The 18174-nt window shown below is 66.8% G+C and carries 21 protein-coding genes; 10 read left to right on the forward strand and 11 right to left on the reverse strand.

Annotated features, from left to right (window positions below):
* The first annotated feature begins 10 nt into the window (after nucleotides 1-10).
* Both FQU96_RS39825 and FQU96_RS39830 read left to right on the forward strand, forming a co-directional pair.
* Complete coding sequence (locus FQU96_RS39825; RefSeq protein WP_146546995.1) at nucleotides 11-364, forward strand: cytochrome c; 354 nt, start codon at nucleotides 11-13, stop codon at nucleotides 362-364.
* Complete coding sequence (locus FQU96_RS39830; protein WP_146546996.1) at nucleotides 309-1157, forward strand: ABC transporter substrate-binding protein; 849 nt, start codon at nucleotides 309-311, stop codon at nucleotides 1155-1157. The genes FQU96_RS39825 and FQU96_RS39830 overlap by 56 nt, the downstream gene beginning before the upstream one ends.
* On the opposite strand, the gene FQU96_RS39835 is transcribed toward FQU96_RS39830, so the two are convergent.
* Complete coding sequence (locus FQU96_RS39835) at nucleotides 1154-2113, reverse strand: pseudouridine-5'-phosphate glycosidase (protein WP_146546997.1); 960 nt, start codon at nucleotides 2111-2113, stop codon at nucleotides 1154-1156. The two genes, FQU96_RS39830 and FQU96_RS39835, sit on opposite strands and share 4 nt — an antisense overlap.
* Before the next feature lie 66 nt (nucleotides 2114-2179).
* Nucleotides 2180-2632, reverse strand: a complete 453-nt coding sequence (gene rnk / locus FQU96_RS39840) for a nucleoside diphosphate kinase regulator (RefSeq protein WP_146546998.1) — start codon at nucleotides 2630-2632, stop codon at nucleotides 2180-2182.
* Between the two features lie 382 nt (nucleotides 2633-3014).
* On the opposite strand from rnk, the gene FQU96_RS42400 reads away from it, so the two are divergent.
* From FQU96_RS42400 to FQU96_RS39850, 3 genes are all read left to right on the forward strand, one after another.
* Nucleotides 3015-3164 carry a hypothetical protein gene (locus FQU96_RS42400; RefSeq protein WP_178131111.1) on the forward strand — a complete coding sequence of 50 codons (150 nt, stop codon included), beginning with the start codon at nucleotides 3015-3017 and terminating at the stop codon, nucleotides 3162-3164.
* A gap of 24 nt (nucleotides 3165-3188) precedes the next feature.
* Nucleotides 3189-4178, forward strand: coding sequence for a tripartite tricarboxylate transporter substrate binding protein (locus tag FQU96_RS39845; protein ID WP_218575064.1), 990 nt, complete (start codon nucleotides 3189-3191; stop codon nucleotides 4176-4178).
* A 116-nt stretch (nucleotides 4179-4294) separates the two neighbouring features.
* On the forward strand, nucleotides 4295-5284 hold the full coding sequence (locus FQU96_RS39850) for a D-2-hydroxyacid dehydrogenase family protein (protein ID WP_146547000.1): 990 nt from the start codon (nucleotides 4295-4297) through the stop codon (nucleotides 5282-5284).
* 9 nt (nucleotides 5285-5293) lie between these two features.
* Here FQU96_RS39850 and aqpZ read toward each other — a convergent pair whose 3' ends face one another.
* From aqpZ to FQU96_RS39880, 6 genes are all read right to left on the reverse strand, one after another.
* Nucleotides 5294-6040, reverse strand: coding sequence for an aquaporin Z (gene aqpZ, locus FQU96_RS39855; protein WP_146547001.1), 747 nt, complete (start codon nucleotides 6038-6040; stop codon nucleotides 5294-5296).
* Between the two features lie 44 nt (nucleotides 6041-6084).
* Nucleotides 6085-6528 carry a DUF1036 domain-containing protein gene (locus FQU96_RS39860; RefSeq protein WP_146547002.1) on the reverse strand — a complete coding sequence of 148 codons (444 nt, stop codon included), beginning with the start codon at nucleotides 6526-6528 and terminating at the stop codon, nucleotides 6085-6087.
* Between the two features lie 163 nt (nucleotides 6529-6691).
* On the reverse strand, nucleotides 6692-7936 hold the full coding sequence (locus FQU96_RS39865) for a glycosyltransferase family 4 protein (protein ID WP_218575066.1): 1245 nt from the start codon (nucleotides 7934-7936) through the stop codon (nucleotides 6692-6694).
* Nucleotides 7937-7998: 62 nt separating this feature from the next.
* Nucleotides 7999-9294, reverse strand: coding sequence for a glycosyltransferase family protein (locus tag FQU96_RS39870; RefSeq protein ID WP_218575065.1), 1296 nt, complete (start codon nucleotides 9292-9294; stop codon nucleotides 7999-8001).
* A 325-nt stretch (nucleotides 9295-9619) separates the two neighbouring features.
* Nucleotides 9620-10834 carry an alanine--glyoxylate aminotransferase family protein gene (locus tag FQU96_RS39875; protein ID WP_146547003.1) on the reverse strand — a complete coding sequence of 405 codons (1215 nt, stop codon included), beginning with the start codon at nucleotides 10832-10834 and terminating at the stop codon, nucleotides 9620-9622.
* Between the two features lie 134 nt (nucleotides 10835-10968).
* On the reverse strand, nucleotides 10969-11526 hold the full coding sequence (locus FQU96_RS39880; protein WP_146547004.1) for a putative glycolipid-binding domain-containing protein: 558 nt from the start codon (nucleotides 11524-11526) through the stop codon (nucleotides 10969-10971).
* A gap of 178 nt (nucleotides 11527-11704) precedes the next feature.
* On the opposite strand from FQU96_RS39880, the gene FQU96_RS39885 reads away from it, so the two are divergent.
* On the forward strand, nucleotides 11705-12025 hold the full coding sequence (locus FQU96_RS39885) for a carboxymuconolactone decarboxylase family protein (RefSeq protein WP_146547005.1): 321 nt from the start codon (nucleotides 11705-11707) through the stop codon (nucleotides 12023-12025).
* Between the two features lie 43 nt (nucleotides 12026-12068).
* Complete coding sequence (locus FQU96_RS39890) at nucleotides 12069-12971, forward strand: NAD(P)-dependent oxidoreductase (RefSeq protein WP_255468855.1); 903 nt, start codon at nucleotides 12069-12071, stop codon at nucleotides 12969-12971.
* A 9-nt stretch (nucleotides 12972-12980) separates the two neighbouring features.
* Here FQU96_RS39890 and FQU96_RS39895 read toward each other — a convergent pair whose 3' ends face one another.
* Nucleotides 12981-13595 (reverse strand): LysE family translocator, encoded by a 615-nt coding sequence (locus tag FQU96_RS39895; RefSeq protein WP_146547006.1) that lies wholly within the window; start codon nucleotides 13593-13595, stop codon nucleotides 12981-12983.
* Nucleotides 13596-13740: 145 nt separating this feature from the next.
* Between FQU96_RS39895 and FQU96_RS39900 the strand changes: the two genes are divergently transcribed.
* The 3 genes from FQU96_RS39900 to FQU96_RS39910 all read left to right on the forward strand — a co-directional run bounded on the left by FQU96_RS39900 (nucleotide 13741) and on the right by FQU96_RS39910 (nucleotide 16347).
* Nucleotides 13741-14124: a RidA family protein gene (locus FQU96_RS39900; RefSeq protein WP_178131113.1), complete on the forward strand. Its 384-nt coding sequence runs from the start codon at nucleotides 13741-13743 to the stop codon at nucleotides 14122-14124.
* 159 nt (nucleotides 14125-14283) lie between these two features.
* Nucleotides 14284-15066: an alpha/beta fold hydrolase gene (locus tag FQU96_RS39905; RefSeq protein WP_178131115.1), complete on the forward strand. Its 783-nt coding sequence runs from the start codon at nucleotides 14284-14286 to the stop codon at nucleotides 15064-15066.
* 45 nt (nucleotides 15067-15111) lie between these two features.
* Nucleotides 15112-16347 carry an LLM class flavin-dependent oxidoreductase gene (locus tag FQU96_RS39910; protein WP_146547009.1) on the forward strand — a complete coding sequence of 412 codons (1236 nt, stop codon included), beginning with the start codon at nucleotides 15112-15114 and terminating at the stop codon, nucleotides 16345-16347.
* A gap of 12 nt (nucleotides 16348-16359) precedes the next feature.
* Here the strand turns inward: FQU96_RS39910 and FQU96_RS39915 are convergent, their stop codons facing one another.
* Both FQU96_RS39915 and FQU96_RS39920 read right to left on the reverse strand, forming a co-directional pair.
* Nucleotides 16360-17139, reverse strand: a complete 780-nt coding sequence (locus tag FQU96_RS39915; RefSeq protein WP_146547010.1) for an alanyl-tRNA editing protein — start codon at nucleotides 17137-17139, stop codon at nucleotides 16360-16362.
* A 35-nt stretch (nucleotides 17140-17174) separates the two neighbouring features.
* Nucleotides 17175-17975, reverse strand: coding sequence for a glucose 1-dehydrogenase (locus FQU96_RS39920; RefSeq protein ID WP_146547011.1), 801 nt, complete (start codon nucleotides 17973-17975; stop codon nucleotides 17175-17177).
* Nucleotides 17976-18174: the final 199 nt, after the last annotated feature.

Below are 18174 nucleotides of genomic sequence, written 5' to 3' on the forward strand. Positions count from 1 at the left end.
GATTCGATCCATGGCCCGGTTTCGATGGTGGTCCGTTGCCGTCCTGAGCGTTGCCGGCGCCTTCATCGCCGCAGCGTCGGCCGACGCGCAGAGCGCGCCGTCGGCCGATCCGGATAAAGGTCCGTCCGTCGACCCGGCCGTCACCCGGCTGTTCGCGACCTCGTGCGGCTGGTGTCATCAGGGCGGCGGCCGCGTGGCAGGGCGCGGGCCCAAGCTGGCCGGCACGGACAAGTCGGACGAGTTCATCATCAAGCAGATCAAACAGGGTAAGCCGCCGGGCATGCCGGCCTTCGGCAAGAGCTTCAACGATGACCAGATCCAGGCGATCGTCGCCTATATCCGCAGCCTGCCCGACGCACCGTAGCGATCGCCGGGCCGGCGGCACGGCGACATGTCTTGCGCTCATTGCCGGCGCCGTGGTTTGCCTCACCGCGACAGCGTCGGCGCGTTCGCTGGAAGCGATCACGGCGCGCGGCGTCCTCAGCCTGTGCGCTCATCCCAACGCACTGCCCTTTGCCAGCCGTCGCAACGACCCGCCCGGATTCCAGATCGACCTGGCCCGTGCGATCGCGCAACATCTCGATGTAAGCCTCGACGTCGCCTGGGTGGTCAGCCCGATCCAGTACCGCTCGGCCGACTGCGACATCGTCCTCGACACGATCGTCGAACCGCAGGTCCAGGCCGAAGGCCGCATCCGGATCTCCAGGCCCTACCATCGCAGCGGCGTCGCGCTGGCCCTGCCGATGAGCGCTGCGGCCATTGCATCGTTTCGCGATCTCGACGGCACGCGACGCATTGGCGTGCAGGCCGGATCGCTGGCCCAGATGGTCCTGGGCCAGCGCGGCCTCAAGACGACGCCGTACGGTTTCGAGGACGAGATGATCGCGGCGCTGGCGGCTGGCGGCATCGATGCCGCCGCGGTGTCGCCGGCGAGCGTCGGTTATTTCAACCTGCAGCACCCGGCCACGCCGATCCGGCTGGTTCACGCCTACGAGCAGGAGCCGCAGCTATCCTGGAACATCGCCGTCGGCATGCGCGGCGGCGATACCGCGCTGCGCCAGAAGATCGATGCTGCGATCGACCGCATGCTGGGCGACGGCACGTTCAAGACCGTCTACGCGCGCTACGGCATCGAACACCGATCGCCGGCGCCCTAGATCCCTCGCTGCGCTCGGGATGACGGCGTGATCGCGTTCAGTGCCGCGTGCTCGACCGCGATGCGGGCGGCCAGATCGACATTGCTTTTGACCAGCGCGATGTTGGCCTTGAGGCTGGCGCCGCCGGTCAATGCGTTGACGAGCGCGAGCAGGAAGGGCGTCACGTCCTTGCGCGACACGCCGGCGGCCTCTGCGTCGCGGCAGGCGTCGGCGATCAGCGCATCCATGTCGGCTGCCGGCAGTGCATGCTCCGCCGGGACGGGATTGGCGATCAACATGCCGGTTTCGATACCCAGGCGCTGCTGGGCGTGCATGATCTCGGCGACGGCGCGCGGCGAGTCGATGCGGTAGTCGACGGCGTGGCCGCTCTCGCGGGCGTAGAACGCCGGGAACACCTGCGTGCCGTAGCCCAGCACCGGCACACCTTGCGTCTCGAGGACCTCCAGCGTCTTGCCGATGTCGAGGATCGATTTGATGCCGGCCACGACGGCGACCGGCGTGCGGCCCAGTTCGATCAAGTCGGCGGAGATGTCGAACGTCTCCTCCGCGCCGCGATGCACGCCGCCGATGCCGCCGGTGCCGAAGACGGCGATGCCGCACCGCGCCGCAATCAGCATGGTGGCGGATACGGTCGTGCCGGCGGTACCGCGGCTCGCAACGAGCGCCGCCAGATCGCGGCGCGATGCCTTGCGGGCCTCGCGCGTCTGCGCCAGCCGGCCGAGTTGCTCATCGCCGAGCCCGACGCGGATACGCCCATCGATGACGGCGATGGTTGCCGGCGTCGCGCCCACCGCGCGCGCGATCCCCTCGACCGTCGTGGCCATGTCCAGGTTGGCGGGGTAGGGCATGCCGTGGGTGATGATCGTCGATTCGAGCGCCACGACCGGCCGCCCTTCGGACAGCGCCGCCTGAACCGACGGCGCAACCTCGATCAGATCGTCATCACGTGCCCGCATCGGCCACCTCCCGGCGCGCGACTCATACCGTGGGCAGCCGGCAACAGCCAGCCGGCGGTGGCAGGCTCAGTGCACGTCCGCCCCCTGCCGCGCCGCCGCTTCCGGCTGGAACGCGACCTGCAGCAGCGTAAGCTTGCGGCTTTCGCCGTTGCGCGTGTGCCAGGACATCGACTGGCCCTCGCCAAGGCCGATCAGGGCTGCACCGACCGGCGTGAGGACCGAGATCTGGCCGGACGCGAGGTCCTCATCCTCGGGATAGACCAGCGTCACCGTGCGATCGCGGCCGCTGGCATCGTCGCGAAAGACGCAGCGCGAATTCATGGTCACGACCGAGGGTGGAATCTGCTCGGGCGCGACAATGTCGGCGCGATCGATTTCGCGGGCGAGGAAATCGGCTTCGGCCGCCACGCCATCCGACGCGACATCGACCAGGTGACCCAGCCGCTCGTGGTTGTCGGCGGTCAGCACGATGGGCGGCAACGCGACGGCGTCGCCGGCGTGAAGCACGGCAGAAGTCATGATGGTCCCTTTCTTTGACCGATGCGAAACGACGCGACGTTCCAGCGCCGCGCGAGAGACAGTCTGATCTGGTGAGATGAGGAGAAAATCGGCCCCGGCTGGGCCGACGAACGCACAAACGTGCGAATCGGCTCCGGGGCGGGCTAGCCTGCCCGCACGCGTCCTGCGCGAGCGTACGTCTGGATGTGCCGGCGAGCCGTCATGATCCATCACACATGGGTCGATGCGACGGGAATGTCAAGCTGGACCGAAATCCTCGGCCTTTACAAGGCTTACGAAGTCAAACCTTCACTTGATCGCAAACACAGGACCGTGGAAAGTATTTGCGTCCGCAGCGTCCGTTGCGCGCGCCCGCCAATAAACCAAGAAGAGGAACGCCCCCATGCTTCGTGACCGGTTTGCCGAATACGCCCAGGATCGGTTTCTCCGCAAAGGCTACGACATCGTGCGCTATGGCAGTCGTATCGCCAGCCTGACATTCTTCATCGCCGCAGTCGGCATCGTCAGCTACGTCACGTTCATCGCCGACTGATCCCGCTCAACCATGGGAGGAAACATGCCTGTCACCCTTTTGCGTCGCGCTGCCACGCTTGCCCTCGTCGGAGCCGCTTTGCTGGGCACGTCGCCGGTGCAGGCGCAGAGCGATGACTGGCCCAAGCAGCCGATCAAGTTCATCGTACCCTTCCCGCCCGGCGGCACGGTCGATCCGGTAGCGCGCATCGTGCAGAAGCAGATCGTCGATGCGACGGGCTGGAACATCATCGTCGACAACCGGCCCGGCGCCGGCGGCTCGATCGGCACGGCCGCGGCCGCGAAGTCGCCGCCCGACGGCTATACCTGGGTGTTCGTGTTCGATACGCACGCCGTCAATCCCAGCCTGCTGCCGAACATGCCGTTCGACACCATGAAGGACCTGGCGCCGGTGATGCTGATCGGCACGTCGCCCAACACCGTGGTGACGCCGCCGGGCCGGCCGTTCAAAACCTTCAGCGAAGTGGTGGCCGCCGCCAAGGCCAAGCCCGACACGATCACCTACGGCTCAATCGGCAACGGCAGCCTGGGCCATCTCACCATGACCCTGGTGCAGCAGGCGGGCGATTTCAAAGTCGTGCATGTGCCCTACAAGGGCGGCGGGCCGATGACGCAGGATATCGTCGCCGGCCAGATCGACCTCGCCATCGGCACGGTGGCGTTGCTGGTGCCACAGATCAAGGGCGGCAAAGTGCGCCCGCTGGCGGTCACCGGCGACAAGCGCTCGGCGGTGTTGCCCGACGTGCCGTCCCTGGCCGAGCAGGGCTTCCCGAATTTCTCGGCCCTGGCCTGGTGGGGCGTACTGGCGCCGGCCGGAACGCCCAAGGCGATCCAGGAGCGCATGCATGCGGCGTTGAAGAAGGCCCTGGAGCACCCCGAGGTGCGCAAGCAGCTCGGCGAACAGCTCGGCATGGACCTCGTGGCCAGCTCGCCGGAGCAGTTCAACACCTTCCTCACCGAGCAGGTGGCGCGCTGGGGCAAGGTGGTGAAGGACAACAACATCAAGGCCGACTGATCGCTCCGCGCAGAAGCTGCGGTGGTCGTATCAACCCAGGCGGTGCTGATGATCCATCAGCACCGCTGTTCTTTAAGCAATCCACCGCAAGCCGACGTGACTGACGGAACCCGCACATGACCACGAAGCTCGCCATCCTCGACGACTATCAGAACCTCGCCCTCAGCTACGCCGACTGGGACAAGGCCCGGGCACGCGACGTGGCGATCACCGTGTTCAATCAGCCGCTGGGGACGATCGACCAGGCGGCGGCAGCCTTGGCGCCGTTCGACGCCATCGTGCTGATGCGCGAGCGGCAGCCGATGCCCGGGACGTTGATCGCACGACTGCCGAATTTGAAATTCATGGTCCTGACCGGCGCGCGGGCACCCAGCCTCGATCTCGCCGCCTGCACGGCGCGCGGCATTCCCGTCAGCAACACCAGCACCGGCCCCAATCAATCGGCGACGTCGGAACTGGCGTGGGCGCTGTTGATGGACGCGGCGCGCCATGTCACCCGCGCCGACCGGCTGGTGCGCGCGGGCGGCTGGCATGACGGCCTGGACATGGGATTGATCCTGGCCGGCAAGCGCCTGGGCGTCATCGGCCTGGGCAAGCTCGGCGCCAAGATGGCGCACTACGCCAGGGCGTTCGACATGGAGGTGGTCGCCTGGAGCGCCAACCTGACGGCTGAGCGCGCCCGCGACGGTGGTGCCCGGTTGGTATCGAAGGACGAGCTGTTGTCGACATCGGACATCGTCTCGATCCATCTCGTGCTGAGCGATCGCACGCGGGGGCTGATCGGCCGTGCCGAGCTGGCGCGCATGAAGAAGGGCGCGGTCCTGGTCAACAGCTCGCGCGGCCCGATCGTCGACGAGGCGGCGTTGGTCGATGCCCTGCGCAGCCGGCACCTGGGCGCCGCCGGGCTCGACGTTTACGACATCGAGCCGCTGCCGGCCAGGCATGCGCTGACGACGCTGGACAACGTCGTGCTGTCACCACACCTGGGCTACGTCGCCGAGGCGACGTTCCGTGCCTTCTACCAGGACAGTGTCGAGAACCTGCTGGCCTGGCTCGACGGTCAGCCCGTGCGCGTGATCAATCCCGAGGCGATCGGAACGCGTTGAGCGCCTGGCTCAGGGCGATACCTGAACGCCCGGCTGCGATCGCGAAGACACTCCGGCATCGGCCTTTTCCGGGGCAATGATCGGGTAGACGATTCCGGCGAGAACCGCACCAATGACCGGTGCAACCCAGAACAGCCACAGCTGCTGAATCGCCCAGCCGCCGACGAACACGGCCGGACCCGTGCTGCGGGCGGGGTTCACCGACGTGTTCGTCACCGGAATGCTGATCAGGTGGATCAGCGTCAACGCCAGGCCGATGGCGATGGGCGCGAACCCGGCGGGCGCCCGCTTGTCCGTCGCGCCCAGGATGATGAACAGGAACATGAACGTCATGACGATCTCGGTGACCAGGCCCGCGACCATCGTGTACTTGCCGGGCGAATGATCGGCGTAGCCGTTCGATGCCAGGCCGCCGGCGAGATCGAACCCGGCCTTGCCGCTGGCGATCACGTAGAGAACGCCGGCGCCAATGATGCCGCCGATCACCTGCGCGACGATGTAGGGAATGACCTCCCCCATCGGGAACCGCCGCGCGGTGGCGAGGCCAACCGTCACGGCCGGGTTGAGGTGACAGCCCGACACGTGCCCGATGGCGAACGCCATGGTCAGGACGGTGAGACCGAAAGCCAGGGAGACCCCGGCCAACCCGATGCCGACATCAGGGAAAGCGGCCGCCAAGACGGCGCTGCCGCAACCGCCCAACACCAGCCAGAAGGTACCGACGACTTCCGCAATGCATCGATTCGCCAGAGACATGACGACCTCCTACTCAAGCGCCGAGCTGTGTTGGGGAGACGATGTCAGCTCCCCTGGAAGTAATAGGTGAAGACGCCGGACTTGCCGCCCACGTCGATCTGGTTGAACTGCCGCCGCACATATCCCTGTGAGCACTGCACTTCGGCGATGCGGAAGGACTTTTCGCTGACGCACATCGGGTAGCCGCCCGACCAGTGCGAGCTCGACGACTCGGCGTAGACGTAATAGTAGCGATTGGCCAACGGGCCGTTCCACAGCGTGATGCACTGGGACGGATTGAGTTCGTACCAGCCCTGGGACAGGAAGACGTTCTTGCCATCCTGCTGCTGGCCGGTGGCCGCCGCCTTGGCGACCATGACCACCTTGCTGCTCTGATTGCAGGCCCGGATGGACGTCACGTCGCTGAACTGACCACCTTGTGCGTGCGCCGCGGGCGTCAGTGACAGCGCCACGATCGCCATTGCCAGCACCGCGCCCCACCGCATCATGAATATCCCCCCACAGACATAAATCCGGCAGGAGTTTAGCGCCGCTCCGACAGGGCCTCAAGCAATGTCACGCGAACCACCTTGAATGCTTCGCATACGAAGCGTCGGTTGTGAAGTGGGATGTGAGAAGCGCGCGGCCAACCGTTTGCGCACCCGTGCGATCTTAGCTGTGCGTCGCGCGGCACGGCCCCGCCAGTCCACGCTTCAACCGGTCCGCGATGCGCTCGACGCCATGCTCGAAGGAGAACCGGGTCCGCACGATCTCGGTCCCGCGCTGCGCCAGCCGCGCCCGGCGTGCCGGATCGCGAATCACCTGTTCCAGCGCCGCGGCCAGCGCCGCCGGGTCGGCCGGCGGCACCAGCAGGCCGCTGTCGCCGTCATCGATCAGTTCGGGGATTGCCGACACCCGGGTCGCCACGCACGCCATGCCGCTGAACTGGGCTTCCATCAGCACGTTGGGCAGTCCATCGCGATCGCCGTCGCCGGCGACCTTGCTGGCCAGCACGAAGATGTCGGCCCGGGCATAGGCGTCGAAGACGAACGCCTGCGCGCGTGCGCCGTGCCACACGCAGCGTTCGCCGAGCCCCAGCTGCACCGCCCGCGCCTTCAGTTTTGCGCCCAGCGGCCCGCCGCCGATATGCTCGAAGCGCCAATGGATGTCCCTGGGCAGCACGGCGAGCGCTTCCAGGACGTCGTCGAGACCCTTCTTCTCGACCCGCCGGCCGACCGACAGGATGATGACGGGATCGGCGCTGTTGCGTCCATCGCGCACCGGTCGGGTAGCCAGGGCCGGCGGCAGGCGCTGCAAATCGAGCCCGTGATAGACCAGCATCACCGTGCCCGGTGTCGGCGCCAGGGCTGCCAGCCGGTCACGACCGGCCGCCGTGCAGGTCACCAGCCAGCGGCAGTCGGCCAGCTTCTCGGCGATCTCCCAGTCCGGCGTGGTCCAGATGTCCTTGGCGTGCGCCGAGCCGCTCCAAGGCAGGCCGCGCATCATCGCGGTGTAGCGCACCACCGAGGCCGGCGTGTGCAGGAAATGGACATGGAGCCAGCCCACGCTGGCCGGCAGCTCGCGCGCCAGCACCAGCGCCTGGCCCCAGCGCCGGCCGCGGTTGGGGGTCGGGTCGCGCCGCCAGTCGCGCAGCCACTGCGCCCGGGCCGCGGGATAGCCCGGCAGGCGCCGGGCCGCCCACCAGCCGCGCAGGACGCGCAGCGGCTCCTGATAAAGATATTCGGGCAGATAGGAGACGGCGGCGCGGATGCGCTCATGGACCGGGTGGTGCGTGGTATCCGTCGGGTGACGCAGCGAGACCAGCGACAGCCGCAGGCCGTGTCGCTCGAGACCCTCGATCTCCTGCGCAATGAAGGTCTCGGACAGTCGCGGATAGCCCTTCAGCACGACCGCCACCGACGGTGAACCGTCCGCCACCACGCCGCCGTCGGCGGACGACGCCGGATCGAGGTTCGCGCTCACGCCACGCCGCGTTGGCGTTCCTGGACCGATTCGTACGGCACCGGCTCCATCGACGATCCGCTGACCACGCCATCATCAGGCGTGACCACCGACACCGGCCGCAGCAGGGGCCGCTTGAGGTGCTTGGCCACCAGCTTGCCGACATTGGGCAGGCCGTCGAGCAGGCCGGGGATGATGGCGTCTGACGGCAGCCCTTGCTGGGGCAGCTGGCGCAGTGCCGTGGCCATGGTCGCCGGGTCGCGCCGGCCATCATCGGCCAGCATTTCCAGCAGCTTCTGCTGACGCGCGCTCTGGGCACGGATGAACTGCTCCAGGCGCGGTCGGGTGCGCGGCACGATCAGCGCCCGCTTGTCGAAGCTGAGGATCTCGCAGAACGTATTGTAGCCGCCCATCGCCACGACGCCCGCGGCACAGGACATCAGCGCGCCGAGGTTGGTCTCGAACGTCATCGTGCGGATGCCGGACAGGCGTGCCGCGCGCTGGCGGAAGCCTTCGCGCACCTCCGGCGCCATGAAGGGACCGAAAACGACGACTGCGGCGTATGGGATCTTGGCGTCGTGCTCGTAGGCGCGCAGCACCCAGTCGACCAGCAACTCGCCGTCGCCGCCGCCGCCGGGCGTCACCAGGATATACGGCCGGTCCAGGCCGCGGACCACGGCCGGCAGGCCGGACTCGGTGGGCAGGTCACGCCGCAGATAGCCGGTATAGACGACCTTGCGCTTGACCGATTTGGGCAGCGCAATGCCGGCCAGCGGGTCGGTCATCTGCGGCAAGCCGTAGATCCAGATGTCGTCGTAGAGATCGCGCAGCGCCGGCAGGACGTTCTTGCGCTTCCATTCCGGCGCCAGCAGGGCCGGCTCGTCCATGACGTCGCGCAGGCCCAGGACCAGCGGCTTGCCGCGGTCCTTCAGCATGCGCAGGGTAGCCGCCACCTCGCCGCGCAGCCCCAGCGGCTCCTTGTCGACGATGAACAGGTCCGGCTCGAAAATCTCGGCGGTCTGCCGGATCAGCGCTGCCCGCATCTCCAGGGTGCGCTCGATGCCGATGTTCAGGTTCAGCGCTTCGTACTCGCCGTCCTGCTGCTTGACCACCCCGGGCACGCGCACGAAATCGACCCGGGCCTTGAAATCAAAGCTGCCGATGATCGGGGAGCCGGACAGGATCAGCACGGACAAATCGTCGTCGGCGCCAACCAGGGCATTGGCGATCGTGCGACAGCGGCTCAGATGGCCCAGCCCGAAGCTGTCGTGGCTGTAGATCAGTACGCGCCTGGCCCGGTCCGCTCCGGTCATACGCTTCGTCTCCCCACAGCCACCCGGGTCCCCAACGCCTGTCCGACGGCCGGTTTTGCGGCCAGACTATGGCACGAAGAATCCTGGCGTGGCGACCAAAAAAGCGCCGCGGAAAGCCGTTTTAGGCTTGACATCAATGGGTTACAAGGAGGTTGCGGTTTCGGGTACAGGACTTGATGGGGCCAAATCCACTTGATGGACATGGCTTTTATCGCACCCTGCGCCGTCGAACATAGGAAGCCGACGCGCGCTCGTCAGCGCGACGTTTCAGCCACCATCGCCTGACACGAAACCATATTCGCGGTCGGGGAATATACCGAGGGCTCTATTCCGCTGCCCGCCGCACCGCCGTCGCGGGCGATCCCGTCGTGCGCAACACCGCCATGGCCGCCTGCACACCACCCTCGCGGTGGGGCACGCCAGCCAGCGCCAACCCCATCTCGACCCCGCCCAACGTCCCGACCAGGGTCAGGTCGTTGAAGTCGCCGAGGTGGCCGATGCGGAAGACCTTGCCGGCGACCTTGGTCAGACCCTGGCCCAGCGACATGTTGAAGTGCTGCAGGACGATCTTGCGGAAGGCATCGGCATCGTGGCCGGCCGGCATCACCACCGCGGTCAGCGCCTGGCTGTACTCGGCCGGGTTGAGGCACAGCAGGTCCAGGCCCCAGGCCGTGACCGCCGCGCGCGTCGCCGCGCCGTGGCGGGCGTGGCGGGCAAAGACAGCCGTCAGGCCCTCCTCCATCAACATGTCGATGGCCTCGGCCAGGCCGTAGAGCAGGTTGGTGGCGGGCGTGAAGGGAAACCAGCCGTTGGCATTGGCTGCCAGCATCTCGTCCCAGGCCCAGTAGGATCGCGGCAGCCGCGCCGTCTTTGACGCCGCCAGCGCCTTGGCGCTGATGGCGTTGAACGACAATCCGGGCGGCAGCATCAGCCCCTTCTGCGAACCGGCCACCGTGACATCGACACCCCAGGCATCGTGGCGATAGTCGATCGAGCCCAAGGACGAGATCGTGTCGACCAGCAGCAGCGCCGGGTGGCCGGCAGCATCGATGGCGCGGCGCACCGCGGCGATGTCGGACGTGACGGCAGTCGATGTCTCGTTGTGCACGACACAAACGGCCTTCAGGGTTCGGCCGGTATCCTCGCGCAGCCGCTGTTCGACCTGGGCGGCATCGACGCCATGGCGCCAGTCGCCCGGCAGGAACTCGGGCTTCAGCCCCAACCGCTCGGCGAGCTTCTTCCACAAGGTGGCGAAATGGCCGGTCTCCACCATCAGAACGGCATCGCCGGGCGAGAGCGTGTTGACCAGCGCCGCCTCCCACGCGCCCGTTCCCGACGCCGGATAGATCACCACCGGACCCTGGGTCTGGAAAACCGGCCGCAACCCGGCCAGAACCTGCTGGGCCAGCGCCTGGAATTCAGGGCCGCGATGGTCGATCGTGGGATGGTCCATTGCCCGCAGGATGCGGTCGGGCACGTTGGTCGGGCCAGGGATCTGCAGGAAGTGCCGGCCACTGGGGTGCGCGTTCAAGCGTGCCATGGGCATTCTCCGGGTCGGGCGTCCAGCGTTCTACGTGACTCGCCGCGTCGGTTTTGTCGAGCGATTGTCATGGTGTCCCGCCGTCGGACCGGGCACATCACCGGTGAACGGCGCGCCAGGAAACGATGCTCCGCCTACAGGACCCGGCGAAACAACCCCGGGTAGGTCACGACCAGGCCATCGGTATCGATGTCGATGTCGCGCGTGAAATCGCTGTCGAGCGACTCGTAGCGAAAGCGTCGACCGGGCTCGAGACAGGTGTAGCGCTGCGGGTCGGCCGATACGGCCAGATCGGGCAGCAGCACGTAGGCCATGCGCAGATCGGCCGCGCGGCCCGCCGCCCACTCCAACCGCCGGATCGGCAGCGTGTTGGTGAACGGCGTCACCGAGATGTCGATGTCGATGGCACCGGCGAGTTGCGGTAGCGCCGCACCGGCGCCGTCCGTCCAACGGCCCGCGCCATCGCTGCGCAGCTCGAGTGCTCGTTGCTCGCCGGGGATCATGATGCGCGCCTCGCGCACGCGCCATTGGCGATCGAGGCGCAACTCGTATTGCACGACGAACGGACGCTCGTCCGTCATCGCCAGTACGATCGACGACGCGGTGACGCCGTCGGCATCAAGATCAAGGACGATGTGTTCCAGTCCCTTGCCCGACCAGTCCTGCCAACGTGCGACCCATCGCCGGGACATGCGCGATCACCGCGGCGCGACGGTGCTGTCCGTCGCCACGTCGCATTCGAGCACCGATGCGGATGCCATGCAGAACAACAGCACTGCGATGCACGTGTCGACGGGGGCGATCGTTTTCATCAATGCCCTCAATGCTACACTTGCCGCATCTTGACAACCCACCGCATGGAGACCCGCCATGGCCAAGTCTTTGTCATCGGCCCGCGACCAGCTCGGATCGTTCGCCCCCAAGCTGCTCGATCTCACCGAGAACGTGCTGTTCGGCGATGTCTGGGAGCGTCCCGGCCTGTCCAAGCGGGACCGCAGCCTGATCACCGTTGCCACGCTGGTGGCGCTCAACCGGACCGAACAGCTGCGCGGTCATCTCGTGCGGGCACAAAGCAATGGCGTGACGCAGGACGAGCTGGTCGAGCTGATCACCCACCTGGCGTTCTACTCCGGCTGGCCGACCGCGATGTCCGCCGCCAAACTGGCCAAGGACGTGTTCGCCGAGAAATGATCCGTCGCCGCCCGCGCAGCGCCTTGCACCAGGAGACCATGTCATGGCTACGCCACTGACGCCGCCGGCCACCATCGCCTTCATCGGACTGGGCATGATGGGCAAACCGATGGCGGCCCATCTGATCGCGGCCGGCTATGCGCTGCGCGTCTATGACGCCTCACAGCAAGCGGTGTCGGACTTCGTCGGCGCCCATCCCGCGGCAACGGCGACACCATCGGCCAAGGCAGCGGCGGACGGCGCCGACGCCGTCATCACCATGCTGCCCGACGGCAAGATCGTGCGCCAGGCCGTGCTCGACGGCTCCGACGCCGCCGCCGACGGCCTGCCGCGCGGCCGCATCGTGATCGACATGTCGTCGAGCGCGCCGACCGGCACCCGCGCGCTGAGCGCCGATCTCGCGGCGCGCGGCCTGCGCTGCATCGATGCGCCGGTCTCCGGCGGCGTGCGGCGCGCCCTCGACGGCTCGCTCGCCATCATGGCCGGCGGCTCGGCCGAGGACGTTGCGCAGTGCCAGCCGCTGCTGCAGGCGATGGGCAAGACGGTGTTTCACGCCGGCGCCATCGGATCGGGCCATGCGCTGAAGGCGCTCAACAACTACCTGTCGGCCACCAGCCTGCTGTCGATGTGCGAAGCGCTGATCGTCGGCGAGAAATTCGGCCTCGATCCCAATGTCATGGTCGAGGTGTTCAACACCTCCAGCGGCATGAGCAACAGCACGCAGGTCAAGGCCAAGCCGTTCGTGATCCCGCGTAACTATACCGCCGGCTTCGCCCTGGCGCTGATGGCCAAGGACCTCGCGACGGCAGCCGAACTCGCCGACCAGATGGGCGCGCGCGTCGATACGATGCAGGACATGGCCAAGGTGTGGGCCGACGCGATGCGCAAACTCGGCAAGGACACCGACCACACGGCGATCCACCGGTACCTGGAGCAACGTGATTGACGGCGCAATCTATCGGCTACGCGTGAAGGCAAGCCAGACACCACCGCCGATCAACGTAGCGCCGCTGATCTGCGACATCAGCCGCACGCGACGGCGCGAGAACAGGCTGCGGGCGCGGCCGGTCAGGACAGCGTAGACGCTGTCGGATACCAGCGCGACGCCCATCGCGGTCACACCCAGCAGCGCGATCTGACCGACCTGGTCGTGCTCGGGATTGATGAACTGCGGGATGAAGGCGCCGAAGAAGATCAGCACCTTGGGATTGCTCAGCATCACCAGGAAGCCTTGCAGGAAGAAGCCGCCGCGCGGTTTGGGCGTGATGCCGCCGGCGTCGACGGCGCCGGACGTGCGCAGCAGCTTCCAGCCCAGCCAGACCAGGTATGCGGCGCCCAACAGCCGGATCCAATCGAACCAGAAGCCCATGGTTTCGACAATCGACGCCAGTCCGACAACCAGGACGCCCATCATCGCCGCCAATGCCAACTGCGTGCCGGCGACGTTCAGCAGGCCCGCGCGCATACCGTGTGTCAGGCTGTTGGCGACAACCAGCGCCACGGTCGGGCCGGGCACGATGGCGATCAGGATGCAGGTCGCGAGATAGGCAAGATAGAGCTCCAGCGACATCGATTCCTCCGTGTGGGCGGCGACGGTGTCACGCAGCCTTTGAATCGGCAAGACGCCTGTCATCGCAAGAGCCGCACGGATCGCTGGTCATCGCTGCCATTCTGTGATGCTCTCGCCGCGCTCTGACCAACAATGGGGGACTGCCATGACACGCGAGGAATTTCCCGACGGCACGGAGATCGCCGGCTGGTACGTGCGCGCGGTGAAGACCGGGCCGTTCGTGTTCGTTGCCGGCACGACGTCGCTCGACAACAAGGGGCGGGTGCGCGGCAAGGATGCCGGTGCGCAGACACGCCTCACCATGAGCAAGATCAGCCGCGCCTTGCGTCAGGCCGGTGCCAAGATGGAGCACGTCACGCGACTCACCATCTACTGCACCGACATCCGCGACGGTGGTGCGATCACCAGCGAACTGGCGCGCTGGGTGAAGAAGTCGCGCTGCGCCTCGGCCTTGATCGGCATCTCGACGCTCGCCGTGCCCGGCCTGGTGGTCGAGATCGAGGCGACCGCGGTGATCACCGACGCTTGAGTGTCTTGTTCTCCCTTCCCAGCTCCGGCGGGGAGAGGGATCATGCAGCAACCGCGCTGTCGTTCTGACAGGGTTGCATCAACCGCAACCGGCGTCGATTGACTTAACCCCACCACCGCTGCGAGCGTTTTCTTTCCTAATATGGATTGGGGAAACGGCATGGCGGCGACGTGGTCGGACAAGCCTGTCGAAGTGGCCGGCATCAAACTGCATGTATCGCGCGCCGGCAGTGGCGCGCCGCTTCTCATCCTGCACCACGATATCGGCACCCTGGAGCGCCTGCCGCTCTACGAGGCGTTGTCGCGGCGGTTCGACGTGCTGGTGCCGCACCATCCCGGATACGGACGATCCGAGCGCCCATCATGGCTGCGCCGCGTGCGCGACGTGGCGGTCATGTATCGTTGCCTGCTGTCGGATCTGGGCCTGCAGCAGGCATCGCTGCTGGGCCTGGGCTTCGGCGGCTGGATCGCGTCCGAAATGGCAAGCATGGCGCCGCGTGATCCGAAGCGGCTCGTGCTGGTGGGCGCCATGGGACTGAAGCCGCCTGAAGGCGACATCCTGGATCAGGCGCTGCTGAGCTACATCGACTACGCGCGCGCCGGCTTTCACACGGACGAAGGCTTCGCGGCTGCCTACGGGTCCGAGCCCAGCACCGACCAGCTCGAGCAATGGGACATCTGCCGCGAGATGAGCTTCCGTATCGCCTGGAAGCCCTACATGTACAGCCAGACCCTGCCGCACCTGCTCGCCGGCGTGCGATTGCCGTCGCTGGTCGTGTGGGGCGAGGACGATCGCGTGGTGCCGCTCAGCGCCGGCCGCCTCTATGCGTCGCGCCTGCCGGACGCGCGCCTGGAGATCATTCCGGCGTGCGGCCATTGCGTCGACATGGAAAAGCCGGCGGCGCTGGCCGCCCTGGTCACGTCGTTCCTTGACGGAAAATGATGCGAACGACGCTGTCGTGACATCGGTCGGCCATGGGAGGCCCTCATGCATCTGATGTACTTCACCGAACAGCCGATGTCGGCCTACGCCTCCGAGGAGGGGCTGCGATTCGGCGCCACGGCGTTGACGTTTTCCAACAAGCACTTCGATCCGGTGGCCGGCAGCCGGCTGTACAACGAGTACATCGAACAGTACGTGCACGCTGAGGACATGGGCTTCGACGGCATCATGCTGAACGAGCACCACAACGCGCCATTCTGCATGCAGGCTAAGGCGAATGTCTTCGCCAGCGTGCTGGCCGGCGTCACCAAGCGGGTCAAGCTGGTGATGCTGGGCAACCCGCTGCCGCTGGCCGAGAATCCGATCCGCCTGGCCGAAGAGCTGGCGATGATCGACATGATCTCCAAGGGCCGACTGGTATCGGGCTTCGTCCGCGGCGGCGGCCAGGAGCAGCTCGCCACCGGCGTCAACCCGGCCTACAACCGCGAGCGCTTCGAAGAGGCCCACGACCTGATCGTCAAGACCTGGACTCAGCCCGGCCCCTTCCGCTGGGAAGGCACGCACTATCAGCATCGCGTCGTGAACCCGTGGGCTGTGCCGCTGCAGAAGCCCTATCCCCGCGTCTGGATTCCGGGCGTCGTCAGCCGCGAGACCATCATCTGGTCGGCCCAGCAGCGCTATCCCTACATCGCGCTCAACACCTCGATCGAGGCGACCAAGAAGATCTGGGAAACCTACGACAAAGCCGCCGCCGAGGCCGGCTACACCGCCGGCCCGGAGAACCGCGGCTACCTGCAGCGCGTGCACGTGGCGGAGACCGAGGAGAAGGCGATCGAGAACGCGCGGCAATTCATGTGGATGCAGGGCGAATTCACCGGCCTGGCGCATCCGGTGTGGAGCAGCCCGTCGGGCTATTTCTCGCCGACGCAACGGCGCGCCTTCGTCGAGTTCGCCAGCGGTCGCGCGGTGAGCCCGCGCGGCCGCCCCAGCTTCGAGCAGCAGCTCGAGGACATGCAGATCATCGCCGGTACGCCCAAGACGGTGATCCCCAAGCTCAAGCGCATCCTGGAGGAAACGCGGCCCAGCATCATGGCCATCTGGGCCAACGACGGTGCCGTCTCGCACCAGGACTCGATGACCTGCATCCGCCTGCTGGCACAGGAGGTGTTGCCGGCACTGCGCGACTTCGGCGACACGCTGGGCCTGAAGAGCCCGTTCGAGGCCGACGCACCGGTCAGCATCGCCTATTCGAAGGACCTCAAGAAAGTCGCGGCCGAGTAGGGCCGCGGCATCTCACCAGAACAGGTCGCGCGCACCGCTGGGGCTGACGCTGAGAACGGGCCGTTCCAGCCGCACGTACAGCCGCTTGTTGATGCGACCCTTGTTCTCGACCCGGAAGATCGAGAACCGTCCGACATGTGACGTCATCGGCACGTGCGTGCCGCCGCAAGCCTGCGCATCGAAACCCTCGATCTCCACCACGCGCACCGTGCCGTTCACGACAGGCGGCTTCACCTCCAAGGTCCGCAGCAGATCCTGGCGCTCGCGAAACGCGCCTTCGCTGATGGTGTAGGACCGCAGCGGCCGGTTGGCATCGAGGACGGCGTTGACCTTGGCTTCCACGGCCGCCGTCAGCGCCGCGGCAAAACCGTCCCACTTGAAATCGATCCGCGAGTAGTCGACACCGATCTGCACGCCGGTGATCCATGCACCGTAGTCCTGCAGGGCGATCGTGTTCAGCACGTGCAGCACGGTGTGATAGCGCGCCAGCGCCAATCGCCGCTCGCGGTCCACCGCCAGCCGGACGCGCGCCCCTACGGTATCCGGCGATGGCGCCACCGCGCAGGCATGCCAGATCACGCCATCAGGATCAGCATGGACGGACCCGATGTCGACAGCAGTGCCGCTCTCGAAAGTCGCCAGTCCCCGGTCCGGTGGCTGGCCGCCGCCACCGGGATAGAAGCAGGTACGGTCGAACGCCATCGCGGCATCGCGCACGGCGATCACCGTCGCATCCGTGTCGAAACAGTGATCGTCTTGCAGGTAGAGGCGCTCGGTCGCGGGTAGGGTCATGGATCTTCCCTCCCCACTGCGTGGGGAGGATCACATTACCGTTGCATCGCCTGCGTGGCGGCACCGCCGGTCGCCGTGCGGCCGCCATCGACGACCCATTGCGCACCAGTGACATTGCCCGACAGGTCCGACAGCAGGAACAGCACCACGTTGGCGATTTCCTCGGGCGTGGTGTAGCGCCCGGTCGGCAGCGCCGCCTGGTAGCGCTGGCTGGCATTGGCGGGGTCGTTGGGATCAAGCTGCGCTTCCAGTGAGTGGATCATGCGGGTGTCGACCGGGCCGGGGCAAACGGCATTGATCCGGATGCCTTGGCGCGCCACCTCGCCGGAGGCGGTCTTGGTCAGACCGATCACGGCGTGCTTGGAGGCGACATAGGCCGGCATGCCGGGCGTACCCACCAGGCCGGCGACCGATGCCGTATTCACGATCGTGCCCGACTTCTGCTTCAGCATGACGGGCAGAACATGGCGCAGACCGAGGAACACCCCCTTCACGTTGACCGAGATGACGGCATCGAACATGGCTTCGTCGTAGTCGGCGGTCGGCTGGACCTTGCCTTCGATGCCGGCGTTGTTGAAAAAGCAATCGATGCGTCCGTAGGCGTCGAGGGCCGCCTTCACGTAAGCCTGCACCTCGGCCGACCGCGTGACGTCGGCGGCGACGGACCGCGCGTCGCCGCCCTGTTGCCGGATGGCGCCGGCGGTGCCCTCAGCCCCCGCCGCGTCCCGATCGACGACGATCACTTTTGCGCCATGACTGGCGAGCGCCAGCGCCGTGGCGCGACCGATACCGTTGCCGCCGCCCGTGATCAGGGCAACCTTTCCGTTGAAATCCATGACATTCCTCCCGAATTCCGCCTGCGATTATTGCCGTCGCCACGCGCGGTTGCGACCGGGCGGCGCAGCGTGTCTGCCATGCGACAGAACGCGTCGGAGGCCATCATCAAATTCGCCGACGCCCTTTGACATTCCGGGAACCCATCGCTATCTAGGGCGCAGATACCGGGGTGCCCCGATGAGTGGCGCAGCACCGGGT

It is taken from the genome of Reyranella sp. CPCC 100927 (assembly GCF_007859315.1).
Classification (GTDB): Bacteria; Pseudomonadota; Alphaproteobacteria; order Reyranellales; family Reyranellaceae; genus Vineibacter.

Bases quoted from the DNA above. Each gene is read 5' to 3' on its own strand.
- FQU96_RS39850 (WP_146547000.1), top strand. From the start codon at position 4,295: ATGACCACGAAGCTCGCCATCCTCGACGACTATCAGAACCTCGCCCTC.
- FQU96_RS39900 (WP_178131113.1), top strand. From the start codon at position 13,741: ATGACACGCGAGGAATTTCCCGACGGCACGGAGATCGCCGGCTGGTAC.
- FQU96_RS39835 (WP_146546997.1), bottom strand. From the start codon at position 2,113: ATGCGGGCACGTGATGACGATCTGATCGAGGTTGCGCCGTCGGTTCAG.
- FQU96_RS39915 (WP_146547010.1), bottom strand. From the start codon at position 17,139: ATGACCCTACCCGCGACCGAGCGCCTCTACCTGCAAGACGATCACTGT.
- FQU96_RS39890 (WP_255468855.1), top strand. From the start codon at position 12,069: ATGGCTACGCCACTGACGCCGCCGGCCACCATCGCCTTCATCGGACTG.
- FQU96_RS39875 (WP_146547003.1), bottom strand. From the start codon at position 10,834: ATGGCACGCTTGAACGCGCACCCCAGTGGCCGGCACTTCCTGCAGATC.
- FQU96_RS39920 (WP_146547011.1), bottom strand. From the start codon at position 17,975: ATGGATTTCAACGGAAAGGTTGCCCTGATCACGGGCGGCGGCAACGGT.
- FQU96_RS39825 (WP_146546995.1), top strand. From the start codon at position 11: ATGGCCCGGTTTCGATGGTGGTCCGTTGCCGTCCTGAGCGTTGCCGGC.
- FQU96_RS39830 (WP_146546996.1), top strand. From the start codon at position 309: ATGACCAGATCCAGGCGATCGTCGCCTATATCCGCAGCCTGCCCGACG.
- FQU96_RS39845 (WP_218575064.1), top strand. From the start codon at position 3,189: ATGCCTGTCACCCTTTTGCGTCGCGCTGCCACGCTTGCCCTCGTCGGA.
- FQU96_RS39880 (WP_146547004.1), bottom strand. From the start codon at position 11,526: ATGTCCCGGCGATGGGTCGCACGTTGGCAGGACTGGTCGGGCAAGGGA.
- rnk (WP_146546998.1), bottom strand. From the start codon at position 2,632: ATGACTTCTGCCGTGCTTCACGCCGGCGACGCCGTCGCGTTGCCGCCC.
- FQU96_RS39895 (WP_146547006.1), bottom strand. From the start codon at position 13,595: ATGTCGCTGGAGCTCTATCTTGCCTATCTCGCGACCTGCATCCTGATC.
- FQU96_RS39885 (WP_146547005.1), top strand. From the start codon at position 11,705: ATGGCCAAGTCTTTGTCATCGGCCCGCGACCAGCTCGGATCGTTCGCC.
- FQU96_RS39870 (WP_218575065.1), bottom strand. From the start codon at position 9,294: ATGACCGGAGCGGACCGGGCCAGGCGCGTACTGATCTACAGCCACGAC.
- FQU96_RS39905 (WP_178131115.1), top strand. From the start codon at position 14,284: ATGGCGGCGACGTGGTCGGACAAGCCTGTCGAAGTGGCCGGCATCAAA.
- FQU96_RS39860 (WP_146547002.1), bottom strand. From the start codon at position 6,528: ATGATGCGGTGGGGCGCGGTGCTGGCAATGGCGATCGTGGCGCTGTCA.
- aqpZ (WP_146547001.1), bottom strand. From the start codon at position 6,040: ATGTCTCTGGCGAATCGATGCATTGCGGAAGTCGTCGGTACCTTCTGG.
- FQU96_RS39910 (WP_146547009.1), top strand. From the start codon at position 15,112: ATGCATCTGATGTACTTCACCGAACAGCCGATGTCGGCCTACGCCTCC.
- FQU96_RS42400 (WP_178131111.1), top strand. From the start codon at position 3,015: ATGCTTCGTGACCGGTTTGCCGAATACGCCCAGGATCGGTTTCTCCGC.